The organism is Micromonospora sp. NPDC047527 (genome assembly GCF_040643015.1).
Classification (GTDB): Bacteria; Actinomycetota; Actinomycetes; order Mycobacteriales; family Micromonosporaceae; genus Micromonospora.
The window spans coordinates 990253-1011643 of record NZ_JBEYTK010000001.1 but is presented as its reverse complement, the minus strand read 5'-3'; the positions used below and the strand labels follow the sequence as shown (position 1 = coordinate 1011643).

The window sequence follows — 21391 nt, the reverse complement described above, 5'->3', positions numbered from 1 at the left end:
TCAGCCTCCCTGCTGGGCGCGGTGGCGCCAGATGACCGGGCAGTAGTCGGGGTCCGCGTAGTCCGGCCGCCCGTCGTGGGTGCGGCGGACCAGCACGTCGTGGTTGTACGAGGCGAACGTGCCGTCGGAGAGCGGAAACTCCCGCCAGGCGTTGTCGCCGTCCTGTAGGTGCAGCGAAATCGCCTGTCGGGGGCGGCCGCTGACGTTGGGGCCGCTGCCGTGGTAGGTGCGGCAGTGGTGGAAGCTCATGTGTCCCTTGGGGATCACCATCGGGATCTTGCGGATCTCGGCGTCGTTGTGCGCCGCGTTCTCGGCCAGCATCGCCTCCAACTGGCCGTGGTCGCGGTCGGCGAAGTGCCGCACCACTGTGTCGTCCGCGCCGAACTCCCTCCACCGGTGCGAACCGTCGACCATGGTGATGGTGCCCATCTCCTCCCCGCAGTCGTGGAAGGGGATGAACGCGGTGAGCATCTTCTCCGACGACGACGCCGCCCAGTAGTGCTTGTCGAAGTGCCAGGGCACGATGTTGCTCGGTTCGCCGGAGATCGGCGGCTTGTAGATCAGCGTGGACTGGAAGATCCGGATCTCGTCGGCCTGGGCCAGCCGGGCGGCGACCGCGCCGATCAGCGGCTTGCGCAGGATCGCGCCGAACCCGTCGTGCTCGTGGTGGACGTAGTCGTTGTGCCGCTGCACCGGCCCCCGGGACGGCTCCCAGTAGGCGAGCTTCGGCGGCCGGACGGGCAGCCGACGGTCGCGCTCCCCGTCGTAGTAGCGCCGCGCGGCGGCGGTGAGGGCGTCCACCTCGTCGTCGGTGAAGAGCTTCTTCGACAGGTACCAGCCGTGCTCGGCGTAGTGCCGCACGTCGTCGTCGGAGGGCAACAGCGCCCGCTCCTGCGCGGTCAGCGTCGGCTCGTACTCCGTCGCGGTCATGCCCCCACCCCCTGTGGTGTGGCCGCCGCTGCGGCCAGTTCCCGTTCCTTGGCCTCGTAGAGGGCCTTGATGTTGCCGCTGCCGAAGCCACTCGCGCCGCGCCGCTCGATCAGCTCCAGGAAGAGCGTGCGGCGCACGTGCATCGACTCGGCGAAGATCTGCAACAGCTGGCCGCCGTGGTCGGAGTCGACAAGCACGCCCAGCTCACGCAGTCGGTCCAGCGGCCCGTCGACCCGGCCGACCCGCGCTTCGAGGGAGTCGTAGTAGCTCCCGGGGGTGCCCGCGAAGCGCACCCCGCGCCGCGCCAACGCCTCGACGGCGGCGACGATGTCGTCGGTGCGCAGCCCCAGGTGCTGCACGCCGCCGCCCGCGTGCTGGTCGAGGAACGCGTCGATCTGCCCCGGCCGGCGGGTGTTGTCCGGTTCCAGCAGCACCACGGTGACCCGCCCGGACGGGCTCTGCACCACCTTGGAGTTCATTCCCTGCCCGTCGACCTCGATGTGCTCCTCGAAGATCTGGGAGAAGTCGAACAGCCGCTCGAAGTGCCGGACCGTCTCGTCGAGTTCGCCGGGGGGCACGCAGACGGCCAGGTGGTCGACCTCGACGAGCACCGGTGGTGGCGCGTCCGTCGTGGACGGTGTGATGACGCCCGGCAGAAAGTCGCTCCGGTCGCCACGGCGCTGCACCAGGCGGTGCCGCACGTCGGCGAAGCCGTTCACCTCGGCGGTCACCACCTCGGCGTCCGCGCCGGTGACGGTGGTCGGCGGCGTCACCCCGGTCGCCCCCCGACCCACCAACTCGGCGTACGCGTCGGCGACGTCGTCGACCTCGACCGCGATCACCGCGATGCCGTCGCCGTGCCGCTGCACGTACCGGGCCGCCGGATGCTCAGCGCTCAGCCCGGAGGTGAGCAGCAACCGGATGTCACCGTGGCAGAGCAGCAGTGAGCGCTGCCCCGCCAGCCCGGTCTCCGGGCCGCCCTGGCCGCAGAGCTGGAAGCCGACGGCGGTGCTGAAGTAGAAGGCCGCCTGCCGGGCGTCCCCCACGTAGAGTTCGATGTGGTCAATGCCACGGATGTCCATGTCTCCTGTGCCCTTCCCACGGATCCCCCGTGTTGCCGTCCGGACGCGCCCCGCCCGGGATGCCGCGTCGATCACCTCCTCGGCTCGGCGACGCGCGCGAGCAGCAGGCTCACGTTCTGGCCGCCGAACCCGAACGAGTTGGTCAGCGCGTACTCCGGGTCGGCCTTGCGGGGCGTGCCACGGATGTGGTCCGCCGGGCAGGCCGGGTCCGGGTCGTCGAGGTGGTACGTCGGTGGCAGCAGCCCCCGACCGAGCGCCAGCGCGGTGGCCGCCGCCTCCAGTGCCCCGGAGGCGCCGAGCAGGTGGCCGGTGAGCGCCTTGGTGGAGCTGACCGGCACGCCGCCGACGCCGAAGACGTCCGCGAGGGCGGTGGTCTCCGCGATGTCGCCGAGCTTGGTGCCGGTGCCGTGCGCGTTGACGTAGCCGACCGCCGCCGCGGGCACGCGGGCGCCGCGCAGCGCGTGGCGGATGCACGCCGCCGCGCCGGCGCCGTCCGGGCGGGGCGCGGTCGGGTGATACGCGTCGGTGGTCGCCCCGTAGCCGGCCACCTCGGCGTACCCGGTGACGCCGCGTGCGGCGGCGTGGTCGGCGGCTTCGAGAACCAGCAGCGCGGCGCCCTCGGCCAGCACGAACCCGCTGCGGGAGGTGTCGAACGGTCGGCTCGCCCGGGCCGGGTCGCCGCCGGCGCGGGCCAGTGCCCGCGCGTTGCCGAACGTGTCGGCGAAGGTCGGGAAGAGCGGGGCCTCGCTGGCACCGCAGACCACCACGTCGGCCTCCCCGGCCCGGATCAGCCGGACCGCGTCGGCGATGGCCTGGGCGCCGGACGCGCAGGCGGTGCCGACCGACGAGCTGTAGCCCCGAATGCCGTGCGCGATGGCGATCCGCGCCGCCGGCATGTTGGGCAGGATGCCAGTGAGCAGGTACGGGCTGACCGCCGCGCGGCCCCGGGCGGCGCGGGCCAGCACCTGTGACTCCAGGGTGGCCATCCCGCCGACACCACCGACGATCACCCCGATCCGGTCGGGGTCGACGTCGCGGCCCACCTCGATGCCGGCGTCGGCGAGCGCGTCGGCGGCGGCCAGCAGCGCGAGCACCACGATCCGGTCCAGCACCCGGGTCTCCGGCCCGGACGCGACGGTGCGCGGGTCGATGTCGGGCAGCAGGCCGGCGACGTCGAGTGACTCGCGCGCCGGGTGTCCCTCGGGTGGGCGGGTCAGCCCGGACCGGCCGGTGGTCAGCGCGTCGAAGGTCTCCTCGACGCCCCGTCCGACCGGCGTGAACAGGCCCATCCCGGTGATCAGGGCGGTCACGACGGCGCTCCGGACCGCCCGGTCACGACGACGCCTCGGTGAGGTAGCGCTCGCGCAGGACGACCTTGCGGACCTTGCCGGTGACGGTGACCGGGATGTCGGCGGAGCGGACCGGCACCACCCGGCGCAGCGTGGCGCCGACGTCCGGGCCGAGCGCGGCGCGAACCCGTTCGGTGCGGTCCTCGGCGTCGTCCGCGCCGGCGGCCAACTCCAGCAGCACGTCGGTGACCACACCGGCGGCCTCGGCGACGATCACCACCGTGCAGTCGGTGACGTCCGGGCAGGCGGCCAGGATCCGCTCCTCCGACAGCGCGGTGTAGAAGCGCCGACCGTCGCCGACGTCGACCGAGTCGACCGCCCGGTCCAGGTGGTAGTAGCGACCTTCGGCGTCGGCGCGGACCAGGTCGCCGGTGAGGTACCAACCGCGCTGGCGGAACCGGTACGTGGTGACCGAGTCGTTCCAGTAGCCCCGGAACAGCGACGGCGAGTCGATGCCCAGGAAACCCACCTCGCCGACCGGCACCGGCTCACCGTCGGCGTCCAGCACCGCGACCCGGGTGAACCGGTACGGCCTACCGATGCAGCGGCCGTACCGGTCGGTGTCGGCGCGGTGGGTGATGTGGAACATGGAGTGCCCCATCTCGCTGGAGCCCAGACCGTCGATGAAGACCGAGCCGGGCACCCGCACCACACCGTCGCGGGTGACGGTGTCCCGGGAGCCGACCGCGACGAGGCGGCGGATGTGCGGCTCGTGCGAGGCGTCGCCGGTGTTGAACCAGAGCCGCACCGACTCCAGGTCGTACCCGGACAGGTCGAACCGGGCCAGCTCGGCCCAGGTGACCGAGAACCCGAACACCCCGTCGGGACGCCACCGTTGGATCGCGTCCAGCACCCGCTCACCGCCCTGCTCGGACAGCAGGAACATCTCCGCTCGGTTGCCCAGCGCCTGGTTGACCATCAGCACCGTCGCGGTGTGCGGGGCGGGCAGCGCATTGAGGATCCGGCTGGTGCCCTGCGCCTGCGGCATGGTGAGCAGGTGCCGGGTGGCGGCGAAGAGGCTGGCGTGCGAGTGCAGCACCGCCTTGGGCACCCCCGTGGTCCCGGAGGTGTGGGTGATCACGATCGGGTCGTCGGGGTGGTGCCGGTAGTGCGCCGGGGCGGCGGCCGGGTCGCCCGTGCCGGCCCGCGCGGGTGTGCCGAGCAGCGGTACGCCGACATCGTGCCCGGCCAGCAGCGCGGTGTGTTCGTCGTCGGCGAGCACACCGACGCCCCGCAGGCGGCGGATGTACTCGGTGGCGATCTCCGGACGGAGCTTGCCGTTCATCAGCGCCGGGATCGCCCCGAGCCGGGCCAGCGCCAGGAAGCTGAGCACCATGTCGGCGGCGGCGGTGGCCCAGACGGCGACCGGGTCGCGGGGGCGTACGCCGCGCTCGTGCAGCCAGGCGGCGCGGGCGGCGACCCGCTCGTCGAGCCGGCCCAGCGTGAGCGGCGCCTCGGCCGGGTGCCCGTCGACGGCGGTGTCGAACGTCAACCCCGGTCCGTCCGGGTCGGCCCCGTGCGCCAGCACCCGGGCCAGCATGTTGCCCGCGCCCAGCTCGGTGTCGGCGGCCAACGCGCCGCGCAGTCCCCTGGTCCTCATGGCTGTGCTCCTTCACCCAGCAGCACCGCGACCGCCTCGGTGGGCGTGTCGGGTGCCTGTTCGATCAGGATCAGCAACACCTCGTCGGCGTCGCCGTCGTACCGCAGCAGGTCCGCCTCGGCAGCACCGTCGGCGTACGGGTCACCGGTCGGGCTCAGGCAGACCACCGGACCGCGCAGCCCCCATCGGGCGGCGATGTGCCCGGCGACGCTGTTGGGCACGGACTGGAAGAAGAACAGCGGACCAACCCGCCCGCCGGTCTCCACCGTGGCCCGCACGTGCTCGGCGCTGGCGAGGTCCCCACTGGCACTGACCAGCACGATCCCCGTCCGCACCCCGGAAGGCGCCGGTGCCGCCCCGTACCCCCGCCGCAGACACCGCTCCGCGACCGCCACCACCGTCGGCGCGAACCCCGAGTGCACGAACCCCGGAACCCCCGGCGCCTCCCCGTCGCCAACCTCAGGCCACCGCGCCCACGCCCGCACGCCCACCCCCTCCCCCGGCGATCTTGCAGTTTCGGTCGCCGAATCGGGGCTTTTGTCGGCTTCGCCAGGGCAGGAAGTGCAAGATCGCGTTGGGTGTTGGGGGGCGGTCACGGGATGCCCACCAGCAGGGCGGTGTTGGCGCCACCGAAGGCGGCGTTGAGGGTCAGGGCGTGGGTCGCTGTCGAGCGGCGGGACGCGTCGGTGACGACGGTGACCGGGCACGCCTCGTCGGGGGCCAGCCAGCCGGCGTTGACCGGCAGTTCGCCGTGACGCAGCGCGTACGCGGTGACCACCAGTTCGAGCAACCCGGACGCCTCCAGGGCGTGCCCGTGCACCGACTTCGTGGAGCTGACCGGGACCCGCGCGGCGTGACCGCCGAGCGCCCGGTGCAGCGCCGCCGCCTCGGCCGCGTCGCTCTGCGCGGTGCCGGTGGCGTTGGCGTTGACGTAGCCGACGGCCTGCGGTGGCAGCCCGGCCCAACGCAGCGCGGAGCTGACCGCGTGGGCCAGTCCGGTGCCGCTGGGGTCCGGCTGGCACGGGTGGAAGGCGTCCCCGGCGCGTCCCCAGCCGACCACGGTGGCCAGGGGATCGACGCCACTGCGACGGCTGACCGCGCGGGATTCGAGGACCACCGCGGCCACCCCGTCGCCGAGCAGCAGCCCGCGCCGGCCGGCGCTGAACGGGCGTACCGCCCCGTCGTCGGCGAGGGCGCGGCCGGCGTCGAAGAGCGCGAACTGGTCCGGCTCGACCAGGTAACCGGCGGCCACCACCACCCGGTCCAGGTCACCACGGCCGATCAGTGCCGCCGCGTCGGCCACCGCCGTGCTGGCCGACACACAGGCGCTGGTGTAGACCCGGGTACGACCGCCGAGTCCACAGTGGTCGGCCAGTTGACCGGCCAGCACGGACGCCACCGGCCCGCCGTGCACGGCGAGCAGCAGCGCGCACTCGGCCCGTCGCGGGCGGTCCAGTCCGGCCGCCGCGCAGGCCGCGTCGATCGCGGCGGCCAGCTCGTCGGCGAGGGTGCCGACGTCGGGCAGGGTGGCCGCCACGGTCACCCGGCGGGCTGCGGTGTCGAAGCGCCGTACCGGGGCGAAGGCCGCCGCGCCGGCCAGGACGCCGGTGAGCTGCGCGTCCGCGCCCCGGCCCAGGGCGCTTACCGCGTGCACACCGGTGAGCTGGGCGACGCGTGACTCAGCCATCTGCGGGAGCGGTCAACGACGCGCGGAACACCGCGAGGGCGTCGTCGACGGTACGGATACCGGCCAGGTCGTCGTCGGTGAGGTCGAGTCGCCGCTCGTAGCGCTGCTCGACGAGGTGCACCAGCCAGGCGAGCTCCATCGACCCGATCCGGTCGGGCACCTCGGTGGCGGGTTTCGCGGTGAGTTCGGCGAGCATGGTCAGCAGGTCAGCTCGCCCCAGGTCGGGCTGACCGGTCATCAGGCGTTGTCGCTCGTCGCCTCGGCGACACGGTCGGCGACCATGGTGGTGAACTCGCCGACCGTCATCAGGGCCAGCTTCTCCGACTCGTCGTCGGCGAACGTCAGGCCGTAGCGGTCCTCGACACGGACGGACAGGTCGGCCAGGGCGAGCGATTCCAGGTCGACGCCGGACGGGCCGAGCGTGGTGTCGTCGTCGAGCCCTTCGACGTCGTAGTTCATGTCGGCGAGCTGCTCGACGACGAAGGCGCGGACCTCGGCTCTCATGGATACCCTCTCTGCGTGGGCCAGCTGACGATGTCCGGTCGGGACACCGCCTACGTGTGGGTCGGTCGGGACGCCGGCGGTCAGCCGGGCCCGGCCGGAGGGTTGCTGCGGCGGGCGGGTGCCGCGCTGCTCGGCGGTGCGGAGTCGGAGGTGGTGCTGACGCACGACACCGGAGGACAACCGCTCGTCCGGGTCGACGGGAGGGCGACCCTGCCGGTGAGCGTCAGCCGCACCGCCGGGATCGTGGTGGTCGCCGCCCGCGTCGCCGGCCCGGTCGGCGTGGACGTGGAGCGGGTCCGCCCGCTGCCGGCGCTCGCGCTGGCCCGCCGCTGGTTCCCGCCGGCCGAGCTGGCCTGGCTCGCCGGTCGGCCCGAGGCCGAACGGGCGGTGGACTTCCTGCGGCTGTGGACCGCGAAGGAGGCGGTCGGCAAGGCGCTCGGGCGGGGTCTGCGCGACGGCGGGCTGCTCCGGCCGATGCCACCACCAGGGCGGTCGTTGCGGCCGGTGCCCGGTGGCGAGCCCCTGCGGGTCGGCCATCCGGAGCTGGGCGGGGGTCTCGTCGTGGCGGTCGCGGTGCAGGCGCAGGCGTCGGTCGACGTCGAGGTGGTGCAGTGGACTGGTCACGGTGTGGCCGCCGCGCGCAGGGCGTCGATCGAGCGTACGAGCTTGCCGGTGGTGGTGCGGGGCAGCTGATCGAGCAGGCGCAGCACCCGGGGGCGCTTGAAGCCGGCCAGCCGTTCGGCCAGGAGCTTGTCCAGCGTCTCCTCGGACAGCGGGCCGTCGGGTTGGACGTACGCGGTGATGCCGTCGTCCCACACCACCACGGCGGCGGTCACCCCGGGCAGCTGGGCGACCGTGGACTCCACCTCGGTGAGGTCGACCTTCAGGCCGCCCACGGAGACCTGCGAGTCGAGCCGTCCGCGGACGGTGACCAGGCCGCTGTCGGGGTCGACGGTGCCGGCGTCGCGGGTGCGCAGCCAGCCGTCGGCCCACCGGGTCTCGTCGCTGAGCCCGACGTACGGCGACGCCGGGCAGGAGACCCACAGCTCACCGCCGGACTCGCGGACCTCGATGCCGGGCGCCGGGACGATCGACGGACGGTGTGTGCCGTGCAGGTCGGTGCCGATCACCCCGACCTCGGTCATCCCGTACATGTTGCCCAGCGGCACGCCGTACCGGTCGGCGAACGCCCGGGCCACCGCCGCCGGCACCAGCTCCCCGCCGGTGGTCATGCGCCGCAGCTGCGGCAGCGGGCCGGCGGGTCGGGTGGAGGCGAGCAGGCCGATGTGGAACGGCACGCCGAGCACGGTGGCGGGCGTCGGGTCGGCGGCGATGGCCGCCAGCACGGCGTCGCCGCTGAGCCGCTGCGGCGGGACCAGCTCGACGCCGGCGTGCAGGCCGTAGAGCAGGCCTCCGACCAGCCCGAGAACGTGCACCATGGACGGCAGCAGGATGATCCGCTCGCCGGGCAGCGCCACCCCGTCGATCCGGGTGTAGCGGTGCACCTCGGCGACCAGGTCGGCGGCGGTGCGGCCGATCACCTTGGAGGGTCCGGTGGAGCCCGAGCTGAGCTGGATGACGGCGTGGCCGCTGACCGCCGGACGGTCGGCGTACCGGGTGATGGTCTCGGTGACGTCGACGAAGATCTTCAGCGCGCCGCCGCCGGTCCGCAGGGGCGCGACGACCACCTGCGGGGTGAGCCGGGCCAGCGCCCGGTCCACCTCGTGGTCGGTCAGCCGATGGTCGAGCAGGATCGCCTGCCCCCCGGCGCGCCAGGTGGCCAGCAGGTTGACCACGTACGCCAGCGAGGGCGGCAGCCGCAGCGCGGCGGCGCCGCCGGGGCGCAGTCCGGCCTCGGTGAGGCGGTCCTGTGCGGCGGTGACCAGCCGGTGCAGGGTGGCCCGGTCGATCGGTTCGGACAATCGGAGACAAACATCCGTCGGGCGGCCGGTGAGGAGGACTTCGTCCACCCATCCGGGGTCTGCCGCCGGAGGATTTTCTGCCACCACTGTCGATCACCGCCCAGCATCAATGAGGGCAAATCTGCCCATAGAGTGCGCCTGTCGGGGTGTTGCGGGGAACCATACGGTGCCCGCAAAGCCATCGCCAGATGCAAATGGCTGGATCAATAGAGGCGGCTGGCCGGATTGCCGACCGCCCGTTCGACGGGCAACATCGGGCGGATGTGCCGACACAGTGTGATCGGTGAATGACGCCTCGTACAGACGTCGCGCGCCCTGAGCCGGATGGCCGATGGCGTCGCGGTCGTACCGATCCGGCTCGTACCACGAAATAGTGGCCTCCACCCGAGGGCGAGGCCACTACATCATGGATCGAGCGCGATCGACTCGGCGGCGTGCGGACCCTCAGGCCAGGGCCGGCGTCTGGGCGTGGATGTGAAAGCGCAGCGAGCGGGCGTCGGTGAAGCACTCCCGCATCGGACGCACCAGGTCCCGATGCTCGGGGCTGCGCTCCCAGTTCTCGAAGTCGGCGAGACTCGCCCACTCGCTGGTGATCAGCCACTGCTCCGGGTCCGTCGACGAGCGGCAGACCTGGTCGACCAGATGCCCCGGCACACCACCGGCCACCAGGTGCCGGACCTCCTCGTACGCGGCCAGGAACGCCTCGGTGCGCGGCACCGGCACCCGGACCAGAAAGACCACCCGCGCCCGCTGCTCGCTCATGACGTTCCTCCCGTCGTCGGCGCGGCCCCCCGCAGGACCAGCGCGCTGTTGAACCCGTCGAAGCCCCGCGCGCAGACCAGCGCGAGCCGACCACGCGGCCGGCGGTGCTCGCGCAGGAAGTCCAGTTCGCACCCGGCGGCCACCTCGTCCGGGCCGGCGGACGCGGGCAGTGTGTCGTGCGCGAAGGCGAGCAACGCGGTGGCCACGTCCAACGCCGACCCGCCCTGGTGCGCCCGCCCGGTGAGCGGCTTCTGCGTGGTCACCGGGGGCGGCCGGTCCGCGAACACCGCACGCAGCGCCTCGGCCTCGCTGCGGTCGTAGCGGGGCACGCCGAGGGCGTCGGGCAGCACCACGTCGATCCCGGCCGCCGCGACGCCGGCCCGGTCCAGGGCCAGCCGCATCGCGCGGGCGTACTGGGCCGGATCGCCGGCGCTGTCCGCCGTGGTGTGCGCGGCGTCGTGGGTGGAGCCCCAACCGCTCACCTCGCCGTAGACCCGGGCGCCCCGCGACAGCGCGTGCCCCAACTCCTCCACCACGAACACCGCGCCGCCCTCGGCCGGCAGGTAACCGCTGGCCGTGGCGTCGAACGGCCGGTACGCCCGCTCCGGGTCGGCGACGTCGCTGAGCAGCCCGGAGCGCAGCTGACAGGCCAGCGCGTACGGGCTCAGCGGGCACTCGGTCGCCCCGGCGATCACCACCGGGGTGCCCCGGCGCACCGCCCGGGCGGCGTGCGCGAGGCTGTCCAACCCACCGGCGGCTTCCGCTACCAGCACGCCACTCGGGCCCTTGAACTGGTGGTGGATGGAGAGCTGCCCGACGCTCGCCGCATAGAACCAGGCGATCGACTGGTACGCGCCGACGGTGCGCGACGTACCGCCCCAGAGCCGTTGCAGCTCCCGCTGGCCGAACAGGTTGCCGCCGGACGAGCTGGCCAGGGTCACCGCGTAGCCGTACGGGTCGGGTGCACGGTCGGGCAGACCCGCGTCGGCCAACGCCAGCCGGGTGGCGGCGAACCCGAGGTGCGTCCACCTGTCGGTCTGCACCAACTGTCGGCTGTCGGCGTACGAGTCGGCGGCGAAGCCGGGCACCTCCCCGCCGTGGCGGGTCGGGTAGCCGGACGGGTCGAACAGGGTGATCGGCCCGGTCCGGCGGGTGCCAGCGAGGACCGTACGCCAGTGCGCGTCCGCGCCGATGCCGCTGGGCGCGACCACCCCGATGCCGGTCACCACCGCTCGGGCGGTCACGCCACCGCTCCGGTCAGGCGGCGGAACACCATCGCCGACTGGAACCCGCCGAACCCGCTGCCCACCGACAGGGCCACGTCCACCGGGACCTCCCGCGCCTCGTTCGGCACGTAGTCCAGGTCGCACTCGGGGTCGCGGGTGCTCCAGTTCGCTGTTGGCGGCACCACGCCGAACTCGATGGCGAGGGCGCAGGCCGCCATCTCGATCGACCCGATCGCGCCGAGCGAGTGCCCCACCATCGACTTGATCGAGCTGATCGGCACCCGGTAGGCGGCCTGGCCCAGCGCCCGCTTGAACGCGGCCGTCTCGTGCCTGTCGTTCTGCCGGGTGCCGGAGCCGTGTGCGCTGATGTAGGAGACCTGCTCGGGGGCGATCCGGCCCTGCCGGAGCGCGTCGGTGACCGCCAGGCCCATCTCCAGCCCGTCCGGGCGCAGCCCCGTCATGTGGTAGCCGTTGCTACGGCTGGCGTAGCCGGCGACCTCGCAGTAGACGTGGGCGCCGCGCCGCCGGGCGTGCCCGGCCTCCTCCAGCACCAGCACCGCCGCGCCCTCGGCCAGCACGAACCCGTGCCGGTCGGCGTCGAACGGGCGGGAGGCGTGCGCCGGGTCGTCATTGTCCGGGCTGGTCGCCTTGATCGCGTCAAACGAGGCGACGGTGACCGGCGAGATCGGCGAGTCGGCGGCCCCGGCGAGCACCACGTCGGCCTCGCCGTCCACGATCATCTGATGGGCGTAGCCGATGGCGTCGATGCCGGAGGTGCAGCCGGTGGAGACGACCTGCGCCGGGCCGTGCAGCCCGTGCCGGCAGGCCACGTCGGCGGCCAGGCTGCTGGGCACCAACGCCTGATAGAGGTACGGGCCACCGAGCGCCGCGTCGACCAGCCAGCGTCGACCGTGCTCGCTGACCCGGACGTACTCCTGTTCCAGGGCCATCGTGCCGCCCACGGCGGTGCCGAGCACCACCCCGGCCCGGTCCCGCTCGGCGTCGGTGAGCACCAGGCCGGCGTCGGCGATTGCCTCCGCCGAGCAGGCCAGCGCGAACTGCACGTACCGGTCGGCCCGGCGTCGCTCGGCGTCGGTCAGCCCGGCGGCGACCGGGTCGAAGTCGCACTCGGCGGCGATCTGCGAGCGGAACGCCGACGGGTCGAAGAAGCTGATCCGCCGGGTGGCCGTACGCCCCTCGGTGATGGTCTTCCAGAAGCGGTCCCGGCTGGCCCCGCCGGGGGCGACCACCCCGACGCCCGTCACCACCGTGCGACGCCCGCTCACGGTGCCTCGACCAGCTCGGTGTCGACGTGCCCCAACTCGGGGCGGGGCGCCAGCGGGCCCAGGTGGAAGACCACCTCGGCCGGTTCGACGCCGGTGTTGCGCAGCCGGTGTCGCACGTTGACCGGCACGAACAGCGCCTCACCGGCGGCCAGCAACGTGGGCTGGTCGTCCAGGTCCACGGTGATCGCGCCGCGCGCCACGTACAGGAACTCCTCGCTGTACGGGTGGTAGTGCTCGGCGATCCGCTCCCCCGGCGCGAGCGTCGCCACCCCGAGGAAGCCCGACGTGCTGCCGACGGTGCGGGGGCCGAGCAGCACCCGCAGCTCACCGCCGCGCCGACGGTCGGCGGGTACGTCCTGGGCGGCGATCGGCCGGGTGCTCAGGTCACTCATCGCCGGCCTCCGTCGGCTCGTCGCGGTCGGTGGGGTCGCCCTGCTCGGCGCGGTGCCGGGCGATCCGCTCCACCCGGTCCTTGATCACCGTGAGTTGGATGACGCTGTTGGTGTTGATCCGCTCGGTCATCGCCGCGTTGTCGACCGGCGCGGTCGGCTTCATCGCGAAGTCCTGCGTCCAGGCCATCCGGGTGCCGCCGGCCTCCTCGGTGTAGCGCCAGTGGATCCGCATGTACTCGAACGGCCCGGTCTCGACCCGGTGCGCCCGGACCTGCCGGCTCACCGGGTCCGCGGTGCGTTCACTCACCCAACTCCAGGACACGCCGTTCTCGTCGGGGTACATGGTGAGCCGGAACCGCACCGTGTGCCCGTCGCGCTGCAGGATCTCCACCACGGCGTACTCGGTGAACAGTTCGGTCCAGTTCGCCACGTCGTTGGTGACCTCCCAGACCACAGGCAGCGGCGCGTCGATGACGATGGAGTTCTCGGTGTGCCCGGGCGGGTCGGCGCGGCGGGCCACCAGGTCGGCCACCGCGGGGATGCTCAGCTGCCCGGCCTGCTCCGGGATGCTCACCTGCCACCGGTCGGCGACGACCGCGGAGAGTTCCAGCAGGGCGAGCGAGTCCATGCCCAACTCCTCCAGCGACGCGGCGGGCGCGCGGGCCGCGGCGTCCGCGTCCAGCCCGCAGTGCGCCACCAGGATGTCGGTGATCTCGGCGGTCATCGGGCGACCATGGGTGACGGTCATCGGGTCCTCCTGTGGGGTACGTCGGGCTCCGCGGCGGTCGCGGTGCGGGCTGCGGTGGTGGCCGTCGACCGCTGCGCGGGCGTCGGAGGTGGTGTGGCGAGCAGGCGGTCGACCAGGCCGGTGGTGTAGCGGCCCTTGCGGAACGCGGCGTCGTCGAGCACCCGCCGGACGAACGGGATGGTGGTGTGCACGCCCGGCCCGGCGATGTCGAACTCCTCCAGGGCGCGCTCCAGCCGGTTGAGCGCCAACTCCCGGTCGGGCGCCCAGACCACCACCTTGGCCAGCAGGGAGTCGTACCACGGGCCGACCAGGTAGCCGGCGCGGGCGTGGGTGTCCACTCGGGTGAACGGGCCGCCGGGCGGGGTGAACCGTTCCAGCCGGCCGGGGGTGGGTGCGAAGTCGCGGTCGGGGTCCTCGGTGTTGACCCGGCACTCCACGGCGACGCCGTGCAGCCGGATCTCCTCCTGCCGCCAGCGCAGCGGCACCCCGGCGGCGATGTGCAACTGCTCGTGCACCAGGTCGATCCCGGTGATCATCTCGGTGACCGGGTGCTCCACCTGAATCCGGCAGTTGATCTCCAGGAAGTGGAACGCCTCCTCCGCGTCGACCAGGAACTCCAGCGTTCCGGCGCCCACGAAACCGACCTCCAGCGCACCGCGCAGCGCCGTCCGGGCGATGGTGTCGAGGGTGGCGGCGGGCAGCGTCGGGGCGGGTGCCTCCTCGACGAGTTTCTGGTGCCGGCGCTGCACCGAGCAGTCCCGGGTGCCCAGGTGCACACCGTTGCCGTGCGAGTCACAGAGCACCTGCACCTCGACGTGCCGGGCCGTGCTGAGGTACCGCTCGACGTACACCCGGTCGTCGCCGAAGGCGGCCTGCGCGGCGGCGCGGGTCCGCGCGTACGCCCGGGCCAGTTCCCTCGGGGCGTGCACCACGGTCATCCCCCGGCCGCCACCTCCGGCGGCGGCCTTCACGATCACCGGGTAGCCGATCGCGTCGGCCACCTCGGCCGCCTCTGCGGCGGTCGGCACCGGCGCGACGCTGCCCGGCGGCAGCGGCAGGCCGGCCCTGCTCATCAGGGCTCGCGCGGACGACTTGTCGGCCAGCGCCGCCATCACCGCGGGCGGCGGGCCGATGAAGATCAGCCCGTTGTCCGCGCAGATCTCGGCGAAGTCGGCGTCCTCGGAGAGGAAGCCGTACCCGGGGTGCACGGCCTGCGCGCCCACCTGCCGGGCCGCCTCCACGATGGCGGCGGCGTTGAGATAGCTGCGGCGGCTCGACGCCGGGCCGATCCGGACGGCCTGGTCGGCGAGGCGAACCGCCGCCGAGTCCGCGTCGGCGGCGGAGTAGACGACCGCCGTCCGGACGCCGAGTTCGCGGCAGGCCCGCAGCACCCGTAGCGCGATCTCGCCCCGGTTGGCGATCAGCACGGTCTCGAACATGGTCATTCACCCGCGCCGTCAGGCCGGATCCAGTTCGACCAGCGGCTGGTCGTACTCCACCGGCTGACCGTCCTCGACGAGGATCGCGACCACCCGACCGGCACGGTCGGCGGTCACCTCGTTCATCAGTTTCATCGCCTCGACGATGGCGACCGGTTGTCCCGGGCGGACCAGGTCGCCCACCGCGACGAACGGTCCGGCGCCGGGTTCCGGCGCCCGGTAGAAGGTGCCGACGATGGGTGCCCGGACGGCCGTACGCCCGGGAACCGGCGGCCGGATCAGCGACACCGGCGGGGTGGGAGCCGTCCCACTCGGCGGCGGATCCGGGGGTACGTCCGGCCGTGCCGCCGCCTCGCCGGGGTGCCACTCCACCTCCAGCACCGTCGGCCCGCTGCGCAACTGGATGCGGCGTACCGGCCCGGCCAACTCGGCGATCAGGTGCCGTGCCTGTCGGCGCAGCCCGGCGAGCACCTCCTCGCCGTCCACCGCGTCGTCGGCGGATCCGGGCTCGTCCTTCGGGCGGCGCCCGTCGAGGCGGACGCCGCCGTTCGACGTCGTGGCGACGGGGCTCGGGTCGCGCGGCGGGTGGGTGTCGCGACGGGGTTCGTCGTGCCCGCCGAGCCGGTCGTCGAGGCCGACGAGGCTGTCGGTCGCGGCGATGTCGGCGCCCGGTCCGGCGGTCACCGGGCACCCGCCCGGGTGCCGGCGCGGGCCGCGCCGAACCGGCGGAACCGCTGCCTGCGCTGGCGGACCAGGATCGCGGGCGGCACGTCCAGCAGCGGCAGCAGGTTGGTCAGCAACGCGGCACGCAGCCGCTGGGCCGTCTCCGCCGGGTCGTCGTGCGCCGCCGTCGCCGGCTCCGGCACGATCTCGTCGACCACGCCGAGGCGGCACAGCTCGGGCGCGGTCAGCCGGAGCGCGCGGGCGGCCTGCGGCGCCGCGGGTCGGTCCGGCCAGAGGATGGCCGCGCAGCCCTCCGGGCTGATCACCGAGTAGACGGCGTGCTGGAGCATCAGCACCCGGTCGGCGACCGCCAGGGCCAGCGCGCCGCCGCTGCCACCCTCCCCGGTGATCACCGCGAGCACGGGGGTGGGCAGCACGGTGAGGGCGAGGATGTTCTCCGCGATCGCCGCCGCCTGGCCGTGCTCCTCGGCACTGACGCCCGGATCGGCGCCGGGCGTGTCGACGAGGGTGACCACCGGCAGGCCGAGCCGGGCGGCGAGGCGCATCAACCGCAGCGCCTTGCGGTGCCCGGCCGGGCTGGCCATGCCGAAGTTGCGGGCCACCAGCTCTGCGGTGGTGTGGCCCTTCTGGTGGCCGATCACCATCACGTGCCGGTCGGCCAGCCGGGCCACGCCGCCGACGACGGCCGGGCAGTCCCCGCCGAGGCGGTCGCCGTGCAGCTCCACGAACCCGTCGAAGACGGAGTCGAGATAGTCCAGTGTGGTCGGTCGGCCCGGGTGACGGGCGATCCGCACGGTGTCCCAGGCGTCCTGTCCCGCCGGCTGCGGGCCGCCGTCGACGGCGGCCCCGCGCGTCGCGTCCACCACCGGGCCGCCGCCGGTCAGGCGCCCGCGGTACGACGCCGGCTCCTGCCGGGGTACGGGCGGACGGGCCGGGCGGCCACCGGGAGCGGCGGCGAGCAGCGCCGCCAGTCGGCCGCGCAGTGAACGGCGCTGCACCACCATGTCCACCTGGCCGTGGCGCAGCAGGAAGTCGGCGGTCTGGAACCCCTCGGGCAGCGCCCGGCCGGTGACCTGGCGGATCACCCGAGGGCCGGCGAAGCCCATCCGGGCACCGCTCTCGGCCAGCACCAGATCGGTGTTGGTGGCGAACGACGCCGCCACCCCACCGTAGGTCGGGTCGGTGAGCACGCTGACCGTGAGCAGACCCGCCTCGCGCAGCGCGGCGATGGCCTGGCTGACGGTGGCCATCTGCATCAGCGACAGCGCGCCCTCCTGCATCCGCGCCCCGCCGGACGCGGTAACGAGGATGAGGGGGATGCGGTCGTCCAGCGCCCGCTCGGCGGTCCGGGTGATCATTTCGCCCACCGCGCAGCCCAGGCTGCCCCCGAGGAAGCGGAAGTCCATCACCGCCAGGGCCGCCGGGTGCCCGCCGATGGTGGCGGTGCCGCAGACGACCGCCTCGGGCAGGCCGGTGCCGGCCCGCGCGGCGGTGAGTCGGTGCGGGTACGGCAGCACGTCGACGAAGTCGATCGGGTCCACCTCGGGCAGCAGGTCGGGCAGGAGGCACAGCGACCCCGGGTCCACGAGCTGCCGCAACCGTTCCGGGGCGCCGAGCCGGGCGTGCTTCCCGCACTCCGGGCAGACGTCCAGGTTGCGCCGCAACCGCTTGCGGTAGAGCAGGCTCGCGCAACCGGCGCAGCGGGACCACAGCTGCTCCTCCCGAGGCGCGGTGGCGGTCACGAGCGCCGCCCGGCGTCCGCGGCGTCGAACCGGTAGAAGCACTGCGCCATCGCGTCGCGCGGCGAACGCCAGGTCGGCAGGTACGGCGAGACGTACGGCCGGAGCCGATCGCTGACCCGTACGAACTCGGGGTGGTCCCGGACGGCCTCCACGGCCCCCTGCGCCGGATGCTCGGTTTCGAGCAGGTGCACGTAGAGGTCGTGCAGTCGGTACAGCGAGCGGTGCCGGACGCCGACCAGGCGCGGCAACTCCGTCGCGTCCGACTCGGCGAAGATCTCGGCCACCTGTTCCTCGGCGGTCGGGACGACCTTCGCGACAATCAACGATCGGTCCATGGCTGGGCCTCCCCCCACGGCGTCCGGCCGGCGGGTGAGCCCCCGGGCGCGCTGGACGACTGCCGACACGATGCGGCAGCCCTCGTCACGACGGCGTCACCGCGACCGACCGGCCAGCGACGCCAGATGGTGACGCTGCGTTGATTCAACCTGTGAGTCAGCTATGTGCACGCTGCCCCTCGATCAATGTTTGAGCAGTTCAGAACCGATCTCACGGTTGCCCGACTATCGACAGAAGGCTGACGCCGCCGTTGACTCACCGTGACCGCGATTGATAATCTTCACCGCGGTCAGCCCGGCGGCTCCGGCGGGCGGCGCCGCGCCCGGGTGGCCGTGGTCGCGCCCCACCGCAGGGGTCGACAGCGGCGTCACGGGCAACCATCCGGGACACAGCAGACAGTCGGGACGAGCGTTCCGCAGGGGGTGCCGCCGTGACCGCTGATCCGCCCATGCCGACCGCCGGAGGTCCTCAAGCAGCCGACGTCTCGCTGCACCTGCTCGGCGGCTTCCGGCTCCTGCGCGACACCACACCGGTCGTCGTGCCGCGCGGTCTGCAGCGCGTGATGGCGCTGATCGGGCTGCGCCCCGGCGCCCCTCGCAGCCAGTTGGCCGGGCTGCTCTGGCCCGACGCGTCGGAGGAGAGGGCGCTGTCGTCGCTGCGCACCGCGCTGTGGCGGCTGCGACAGGACCCGTGCTGCCCGATGACCATGGCCGGCGACACGGTCCGGCTGCACCCGACGGTCCGATTGGACGTCGACGAGCTGGTCGGCACGGCCGCCCGGGTCCGCGACGGCGACGACGTGCGGACCACCGCCGGGGCGCTCGCCGCCGGCCGCCACGACCTGCTGCCCGGCTGGTACGACGACTGGGTGCTGCTGGAACGCGAGCGACTGCGTCAACTGCGCCTGCACATGCTGGAGCAGGTGGCCGCGCAGCACCTCGTCGCGGGCCGGCACGGCGAGGCGTTGCAGGCCGCGCTGGAGGCGATGGCCGCCGAGCCGCTCCGCGAAACGCCACACCGGCTGGTGGTCCGCATCCATCTCGCCGAGGGCAACGCCTTCGAGGCCGTGCACGCCTTCTACGTCTACCGCGACCTGCTGCGCCGCGAGCTGCGGCTGGAGCCCAGCCCGGCGATGAGCGCCCTGCTCGACGACACGCTCGCCCCGATCCGCGCGGCCTCCCGCCCGGTGGGCACCGGCCGGGAGGTCTCCGGCCGGCCGTCACCGGCGGGCCGGCGCACGTGACGGCGAGGTGACACACCCTGCGCGACGGTGGGCGAAACGAGCACGTGACCGCCGGCCCGAGGGCCGGAAGCGGCCACCGGCGGAAGGGGTTCCATGAGTCGTCTGCTGATCGTCAGCCGGATCGTCCCGGGCGCGGAGGGTCGGGTCGCGCAGATCTTCGCCGAGTCCGACGCGACCGAGTTGCCGGGTCTCACCGGTGTCGTCCACCGATCCCTCTACAGCCTGAACGACCTGTACGTGCACCTGATCGAGACCTCGGACGTCGACCCGGACGCGCTCGCCGCCGCCCGCAACCATCCGCTCTTTCGGCAGGTCAACGAGCGGCTCGCCGCGCACACGTCGCCGTACCTGTCGACCTGGCGCTCCCCACAGGACGCGATCGCCGCCTGCTTCTACCGATGGGACGCGGTCGACGCGACCGCGGCGCACCCGGCCGGCTGACGTGTCCGCCACGACGCCCCACGTCCTGATCATCGGTGCCGGCACCGGCGGGCTGTGCCTGGCGCACGGCCTGCGCCGCGCCGGGATCAGCGTCGCCGTCTACGAACGGCACCACCACCGCACCGAAGGGCTGCTCGGCTACCGGGTGGGCATCGGCCCGACCGGTAGCCGGGCGCTGCGCGAGTGCCTTCCCCCGGAGTTGTTCGCCACCTTCCTGGCCACCTGCGCCCGGCCGCCGCGCTACTTCAACGTGGTCACCCAGAAGCTGAGCGAAACCGCCTCGTTCGCGCTGCGACCGGATGCCGACCCGGTGCACACCGAGCACTCGGTGGCCCGGATGACGATGCGCCAGGTCCTGCTGACCGGCCTGACCGACGTGGTGCACTTCGACAAGACCTTCGTCCGGTACGAGCAGCGCGACGACGGCACCGTCACCGCGTACTTCGCCGACGGCACCAACGCCACCGGCGACCTGCTGGTGGCCGCCGACGGCACACATTCGGCGGTACGCCGGCAGTACCTGCCGCACGCGGTCATCCGGGACGCCGGCACCATCAACATCGCCACGAGGATCCCGCTCACCCCGCACACCCGCGACCTCGTTCCGGAGCGGGTCCGTCAGGGCATCTCGCTGATCTTCGGCACCGGCGGGATGATGGGCGTCCTGCACGTCATGGAGTTCAAGTGGGGCGCCGACCGGGCGATCAAACCTGGCGTCGGTGACGCCGACGCCGCTCTGCTGCGCGGCTGGCCCGGCCTGGCCCACGACACCACGACCGACAACATCAACCTGATCATCTGGAGCACCGCCCGCCGTTTTCCCGCCGATGTCATGCAGTTACGGGGTGACGCCCTGATCGGGCTCGCCCTGGACCTCACCCCGAACTGGCATCCGCACCTGCGGGAACTGCTCAGTCGCGCCGATCCGGGCAGCGCCCTGCCGATCAGGGTGGCCACCTCCGTGCCGGTGCCGCCCTGGAAGAGCACCACTGTCACGCTGCTCGGCGACGCCATCCACACCATGACACCGGGACGCGGGGTGGGCGCGAACACCGCGCTGCGCGACGCCCGCCTGCTCTGCCAGCAGCTCACCCGCGCCGTCGACGGCGACAAGACGCTGGTGCAGGCCGTGGCCGACTACGAGGCAGCGATGGTGCCGTACGGCTTCGCGCGGGTCACCGAGTCGCTCAACCGCAGCGGCACCAACGGCGACGACCGGATGTACCGGCCGGTGGTGGGTCGGCTCGCGCTGCTCGGCGCACGCGGCTACTTCGGAGTGACCAGCCGGGTCCCGCGCCTGCGTCGCCGGTTCGTCGACGACTTCCACACCTACGAGGGCGACCAGGACTGAGCCCCGCCGCCACCGACCCGGGCACGGCGTCCCCGCGCCCGGGTCGGTTGCCGCGCGAGGGCGTCCCGGCGCGACGCTGCGTCACCTGTCACGCACCCCGCGAGGTGCTCGTCCCACCCACACCCTCCCCGACCGATCCCTCCTGTCGTCGTCACAGCGCATGTGCGAAGCTGCGGCGAGTTTTTCTCGTGACTTTTCCGACGACAGGAGAGGGAGGTTCGCCGTGGAGTGGTCTATCGGACACTCGCTGATAGTGGTACTGGCACTGGTGCTGGGCCTGGCCGCAGGGTGGTTGCTGCGCGGCCGGCAGGACGCACGGGCCAGCGGGCAGGGTCCGTCGATCGTGGATGGTGACCCGGTCGCCGGCCTGGCCAGGGTGGCCACTCCGGTGGCGCCGGCCACCACCGACGAGGCCCGGCCGGCGGCGACCGTCGACCCCGCCCCGGTAGCGCTCGTCGACGAGCCGGCCCCGGTCGACACGGTCAGCGCTCCGGCCGCGGTGACCACGTCGGACGATCCCGCCCCGGCGGACGCCCCGAACACCGTCGACCTGGGCGACATGGCCCTGACCGACGCCCCGCCGCCCGTCCCGGCCGCGACGGCCACGGACGTGGCGGACGCGGCGGACGCGGCGGACGCGGCGGACGCGGCGGACGCGGCGGACGCG

22 protein-coding genes are annotated in these 21391 nt (G+C 73.5%); 4 read left to right on the top strand and 18 right to left on the bottom strand.

The genetic code is table 11. The features are described 5' to 3' along the window. The 8 genes from ABZ808_RS04275 to ABZ808_RS04240 form a co-directional block, all read right to left on the bottom strand. The gene (locus ABZ808_RS04275; RefSeq protein ID WP_357000696.1) at nucleotides 1-930 is read right to left on the bottom strand and encodes a phytanoyl-CoA dioxygenase family protein; all 930 of its coding nucleotides are present in this window, start codon (nucleotides 928-930) and stop codon (nucleotides 1-3) included. After that, nucleotides 927-2012 (bottom strand): 4-hydroxyphenylpyruvate dioxygenase, encoded by a 1086-nt coding sequence (hppD, locus tag ABZ808_RS04270; protein WP_357000694.1) that lies wholly within the window; start codon nucleotides 2010-2012, stop codon nucleotides 927-929. The genes ABZ808_RS04275 and hppD overlap by 4 nt, the downstream gene beginning before the upstream one ends. A 71-nt stretch (nucleotides 2013-2083) precedes the next feature. Continuing rightward, nucleotides 2084-3322 carry a beta-ketoacyl-[acyl-carrier-protein] synthase family protein gene (locus tag ABZ808_RS04265; protein WP_357000692.1) on the bottom strand — a complete coding sequence of 413 codons (1239 nt, stop codon included), beginning with the start codon at nucleotides 3320-3322 and terminating at the stop codon, nucleotides 2084-2086. A 22-nt stretch (nucleotides 3323-3344) separates the two neighbouring features. Beyond that, entirely contained in the window at nucleotides 3345-4961 is a 1617-nt protein-coding gene (locus ABZ808_RS04260) for a class I adenylate-forming enzyme family protein (protein WP_357000689.1), read from the bottom strand. Further along, a complete protein-coding gene (locus ABZ808_RS04255; protein WP_357000686.1) occupies nucleotides 4958-5446 on the bottom strand; it encodes a beta-ketoacyl synthase chain length factor in 489 nt (162 codons plus the stop codon). The genes ABZ808_RS04260 and ABZ808_RS04255 overlap by 4 nt, the downstream gene beginning before the upstream one ends. A 107-nt stretch (nucleotides 5447-5553) precedes the next feature. Then, the gene (locus tag ABZ808_RS04250; protein ID WP_357000684.1) at nucleotides 5554-6648 is read right to left on the bottom strand and encodes a beta-ketoacyl synthase N-terminal-like domain-containing protein; all 1095 of its coding nucleotides are present in this window, start codon (nucleotides 6646-6648) and stop codon (nucleotides 5554-5556) included. Continuing rightward, on the bottom strand, nucleotides 6641-6886 hold the full coding sequence (locus ABZ808_RS04245) for an acyl carrier protein (RefSeq protein ID WP_357000681.1): 246 nt from the start codon (nucleotides 6884-6886) through the stop codon (nucleotides 6641-6643). Before ABZ808_RS04245 ends, ABZ808_RS04250 begins: the two co-directional genes overlap by 8 nt. Continuing rightward, nucleotides 6886-7152 carry an acyl carrier protein gene (locus tag ABZ808_RS04240; RefSeq protein WP_007460627.1) on the bottom strand — a complete coding sequence of 89 codons (267 nt, stop codon included), beginning with the start codon at nucleotides 7150-7152 and terminating at the stop codon, nucleotides 6886-6888. The genes ABZ808_RS04245 and ABZ808_RS04240 overlap by 1 nt, the downstream gene beginning before the upstream one ends. Nucleotides 7153-7182: 30 nt before the next feature. On the opposite strand from ABZ808_RS04240, the gene ABZ808_RS04235 reads away from it, so the two are divergent. Beyond that, nucleotides 7183-7845, top strand: a complete 663-nt coding sequence (locus ABZ808_RS04235; protein WP_357002744.1) for a 4'-phosphopantetheinyl transferase superfamily protein — start codon at nucleotides 7183-7185, stop codon at nucleotides 7843-7845. Here ABZ808_RS04235 and ABZ808_RS04230 read toward each other — a convergent pair. From ABZ808_RS04230 to ABZ808_RS04185, 10 genes are all read right to left on the bottom strand, one after another. Further along, entirely contained in the window at nucleotides 7773-9161 is a 1389-nt protein-coding gene (locus ABZ808_RS04230; RefSeq protein WP_357000678.1) for a class I adenylate-forming enzyme family protein, read from the bottom strand. The genes ABZ808_RS04235 and ABZ808_RS04230 overlap by 73 nt on opposite strands. Before the next feature lie 357 nt (nucleotides 9162-9518). Next, nucleotides 9519-9836 (bottom strand): antibiotic biosynthesis monooxygenase family protein, encoded by a 318-nt coding sequence (locus ABZ808_RS04225; RefSeq protein WP_357000675.1) that lies wholly within the window; start codon nucleotides 9834-9836, stop codon nucleotides 9519-9521. Then, the gene (locus tag ABZ808_RS04220) at nucleotides 9833-11080 is read right to left on the bottom strand and encodes a beta-ketoacyl synthase N-terminal-like domain-containing protein (protein WP_357000671.1); all 1248 of its coding nucleotides are present in this window, start codon (nucleotides 11078-11080) and stop codon (nucleotides 9833-9835) included. The genes ABZ808_RS04225 and ABZ808_RS04220 overlap by 4 nt, the downstream gene beginning before the upstream one ends. Further along, complete coding sequence (locus ABZ808_RS04215) at nucleotides 11077-12348, bottom strand: beta-ketoacyl-[acyl-carrier-protein] synthase family protein (RefSeq protein ID WP_357000668.1); 1272 nt, start codon at nucleotides 12346-12348, stop codon at nucleotides 11077-11079. The genes ABZ808_RS04220 and ABZ808_RS04215 overlap by 4 nt, the downstream gene beginning before the upstream one ends. Continuing rightward, nucleotides 12345-12740, bottom strand: a complete 396-nt coding sequence (locus ABZ808_RS04210) for a cupin domain-containing protein (RefSeq protein WP_357000665.1) — start codon at nucleotides 12738-12740, stop codon at nucleotides 12345-12347. The genes ABZ808_RS04215 and ABZ808_RS04210 overlap by 4 nt, the downstream gene beginning before the upstream one ends. After that, entirely contained in the window at nucleotides 12733-13488 is a 756-nt protein-coding gene (locus ABZ808_RS04205; protein WP_357000663.1) for an SRPBCC family protein, read from the bottom strand. Before ABZ808_RS04205 ends, ABZ808_RS04210 begins: the two co-directional genes overlap by 8 nt. Then, nucleotides 13485-14927, bottom strand: a complete 1443-nt coding sequence (locus ABZ808_RS04200) for an acetyl-CoA carboxylase biotin carboxylase subunit (RefSeq protein WP_357002742.1) — start codon at nucleotides 14925-14927, stop codon at nucleotides 13485-13487. The genes ABZ808_RS04205 and ABZ808_RS04200 overlap by 4 nt, the downstream gene beginning before the upstream one ends. An 18-nt stretch (nucleotides 14928-14945) precedes the next feature. Further along, a complete protein-coding gene (locus ABZ808_RS04195) occupies nucleotides 14946-15611 on the bottom strand; it encodes a biotin/lipoyl-containing protein (protein ID WP_357000660.1) in 666 nt (221 codons plus the stop codon). Then, the gene (locus tag ABZ808_RS04190; RefSeq protein WP_357000658.1) at nucleotides 15608-17353 is read right to left on the bottom strand and encodes an acetyl-CoA carboxylase carboxyltransferase subunit alpha; all 1746 of its coding nucleotides are present in this window, start codon (nucleotides 17351-17353) and stop codon (nucleotides 15608-15610) included. The genes ABZ808_RS04195 and ABZ808_RS04190 overlap by 4 nt, the downstream gene beginning before the upstream one ends. After that, nucleotides 17350-17688: a TcmI family type II polyketide cyclase gene (locus ABZ808_RS04185; protein WP_357000655.1), complete on the bottom strand. Its 339-nt coding sequence runs from the start codon at nucleotides 17686-17688 to the stop codon at nucleotides 17350-17352. Before ABZ808_RS04185 ends, ABZ808_RS04190 begins: the two co-directional genes overlap by 4 nt. 449 nt (nucleotides 17689-18137) lie before the next feature. Between ABZ808_RS04185 and ABZ808_RS04180 the strand changes: the two genes are divergently transcribed. The 3 genes from ABZ808_RS04180 to ABZ808_RS04170 all read left to right on the top strand — a co-directional run bounded on the left by ABZ808_RS04180 (nucleotide 18138) and on the right by ABZ808_RS04170 (nucleotide 20724). Then, nucleotides 18138-18932 (top strand): BTAD domain-containing putative transcriptional regulator, encoded by a 795-nt coding sequence (locus ABZ808_RS04180; protein WP_357002740.1) that lies wholly within the window; start codon nucleotides 18138-18140, stop codon nucleotides 18930-18932. A gap of 93 nt (nucleotides 18933-19025) precedes the next feature. Beyond that, the gene (locus ABZ808_RS04175; protein WP_357000652.1) at nucleotides 19026-19373 is read left to right on the top strand and encodes a TcmI family type II polyketide cyclase; all 348 of its coding nucleotides are present in this window, start codon (nucleotides 19026-19028) and stop codon (nucleotides 19371-19373) included. Between the two features lies 1 nt (nucleotide 19374). After that, nucleotides 19375-20724: an NAD(P)/FAD-dependent oxidoreductase gene (locus tag ABZ808_RS04170; protein ID WP_357000650.1), complete on the top strand. Its 1350-nt coding sequence runs from the start codon at nucleotides 19375-19377 to the stop codon at nucleotides 20722-20724. The last annotated feature ends 667 nt before the right edge of the window (nucleotides 20725-21391 follow it).

What these genes read in the sequence shown, in the direction of transcription:
- ABZ808_RS04245 (WP_357000681.1), bottom strand. Translation starts at nt 6,886, where the DNA reads ATGACCGGTCAGCCCGACCTGGGGCGAGCTGACCTGCTGACCATGCTC.
- ABZ808_RS04250 (WP_357000684.1), bottom strand. Translation starts at nt 6,648, where the DNA reads ATGGCTGAGTCACGCGTCGCCCAGCTCACCGGTGTGCACGCGGTAAGC.
- ABZ808_RS04180 (WP_357002740.1), top strand. Translation starts at nt 18,138, where the DNA reads ATGCCGACCGCCGGAGGTCCTCAAGCAGCCGACGTCTCGCTGCACCTG.
- hppD (WP_357000694.1), bottom strand. Translation starts at nt 2,012, where the DNA reads ATGGACATCCGTGGCATTGACCACATCGAACTCTACGTGGGGGACGCC.
- ABZ808_RS04175 (WP_357000652.1), top strand. Translation starts at nt 19,026, where the DNA reads ATGAGTCGTCTGCTGATCGTCAGCCGGATCGTCCCGGGCGCGGAGGGT.
- ABZ808_RS04235 (WP_357002744.1), top strand. Translation starts at nt 7,183, where the DNA reads ATGTCCGGTCGGGACACCGCCTACGTGTGGGTCGGTCGGGACGCCGGC.
- ABZ808_RS04185 (WP_357000655.1), bottom strand. Translation starts at nt 17,688, where the DNA reads ATGGACCGATCGTTGATTGTCGCGAAGGTCGTCCCGACCGCCGAGGAA.
- ABZ808_RS04205 (WP_357000663.1), bottom strand. Translation starts at nt 13,488, where the DNA reads ATGACCGTCACCCATGGTCGCCCGATGACCGCCGAGATCACCGACATC.
- ABZ808_RS04240 (WP_007460627.1), bottom strand. Translation starts at nt 7,152, where the DNA reads ATGAGAGCCGAGGTCCGCGCCTTCGTCGTCGAGCAGCTCGCCGACATG.
- ABZ808_RS04210 (WP_357000665.1), bottom strand. Translation starts at nt 12,740, where the DNA reads ATGAGTGACCTGAGCACCCGGCCGATCGCCGCCCAGGACGTACCCGCC.
- ABZ808_RS04200 (WP_357002742.1), bottom strand. Translation starts at nt 14,927, where the DNA reads ATGTTCGAGACCGTGCTGATCGCCAACCGGGGCGAGATCGCGCTACGG.
- ABZ808_RS04225 (WP_357000675.1), bottom strand. Translation starts at nt 9,836, where the DNA reads ATGAGCGAGCAGCGGGCGCGGGTGGTCTTTCTGGTCCGGGTGCCGGTG.
- ABZ808_RS04275 (WP_357000696.1), bottom strand. Translation starts at nt 930, where the DNA reads ATGACCGCGACGGAGTACGAGCCGACGCTGACCGCGCAGGAGCGGGCG.
- ABZ808_RS04260 (WP_357000689.1), bottom strand. Translation starts at nt 4,961, where the DNA reads ATGAGGACCAGGGGACTGCGCGGCGCGTTGGCCGCCGACACCGAGCTG.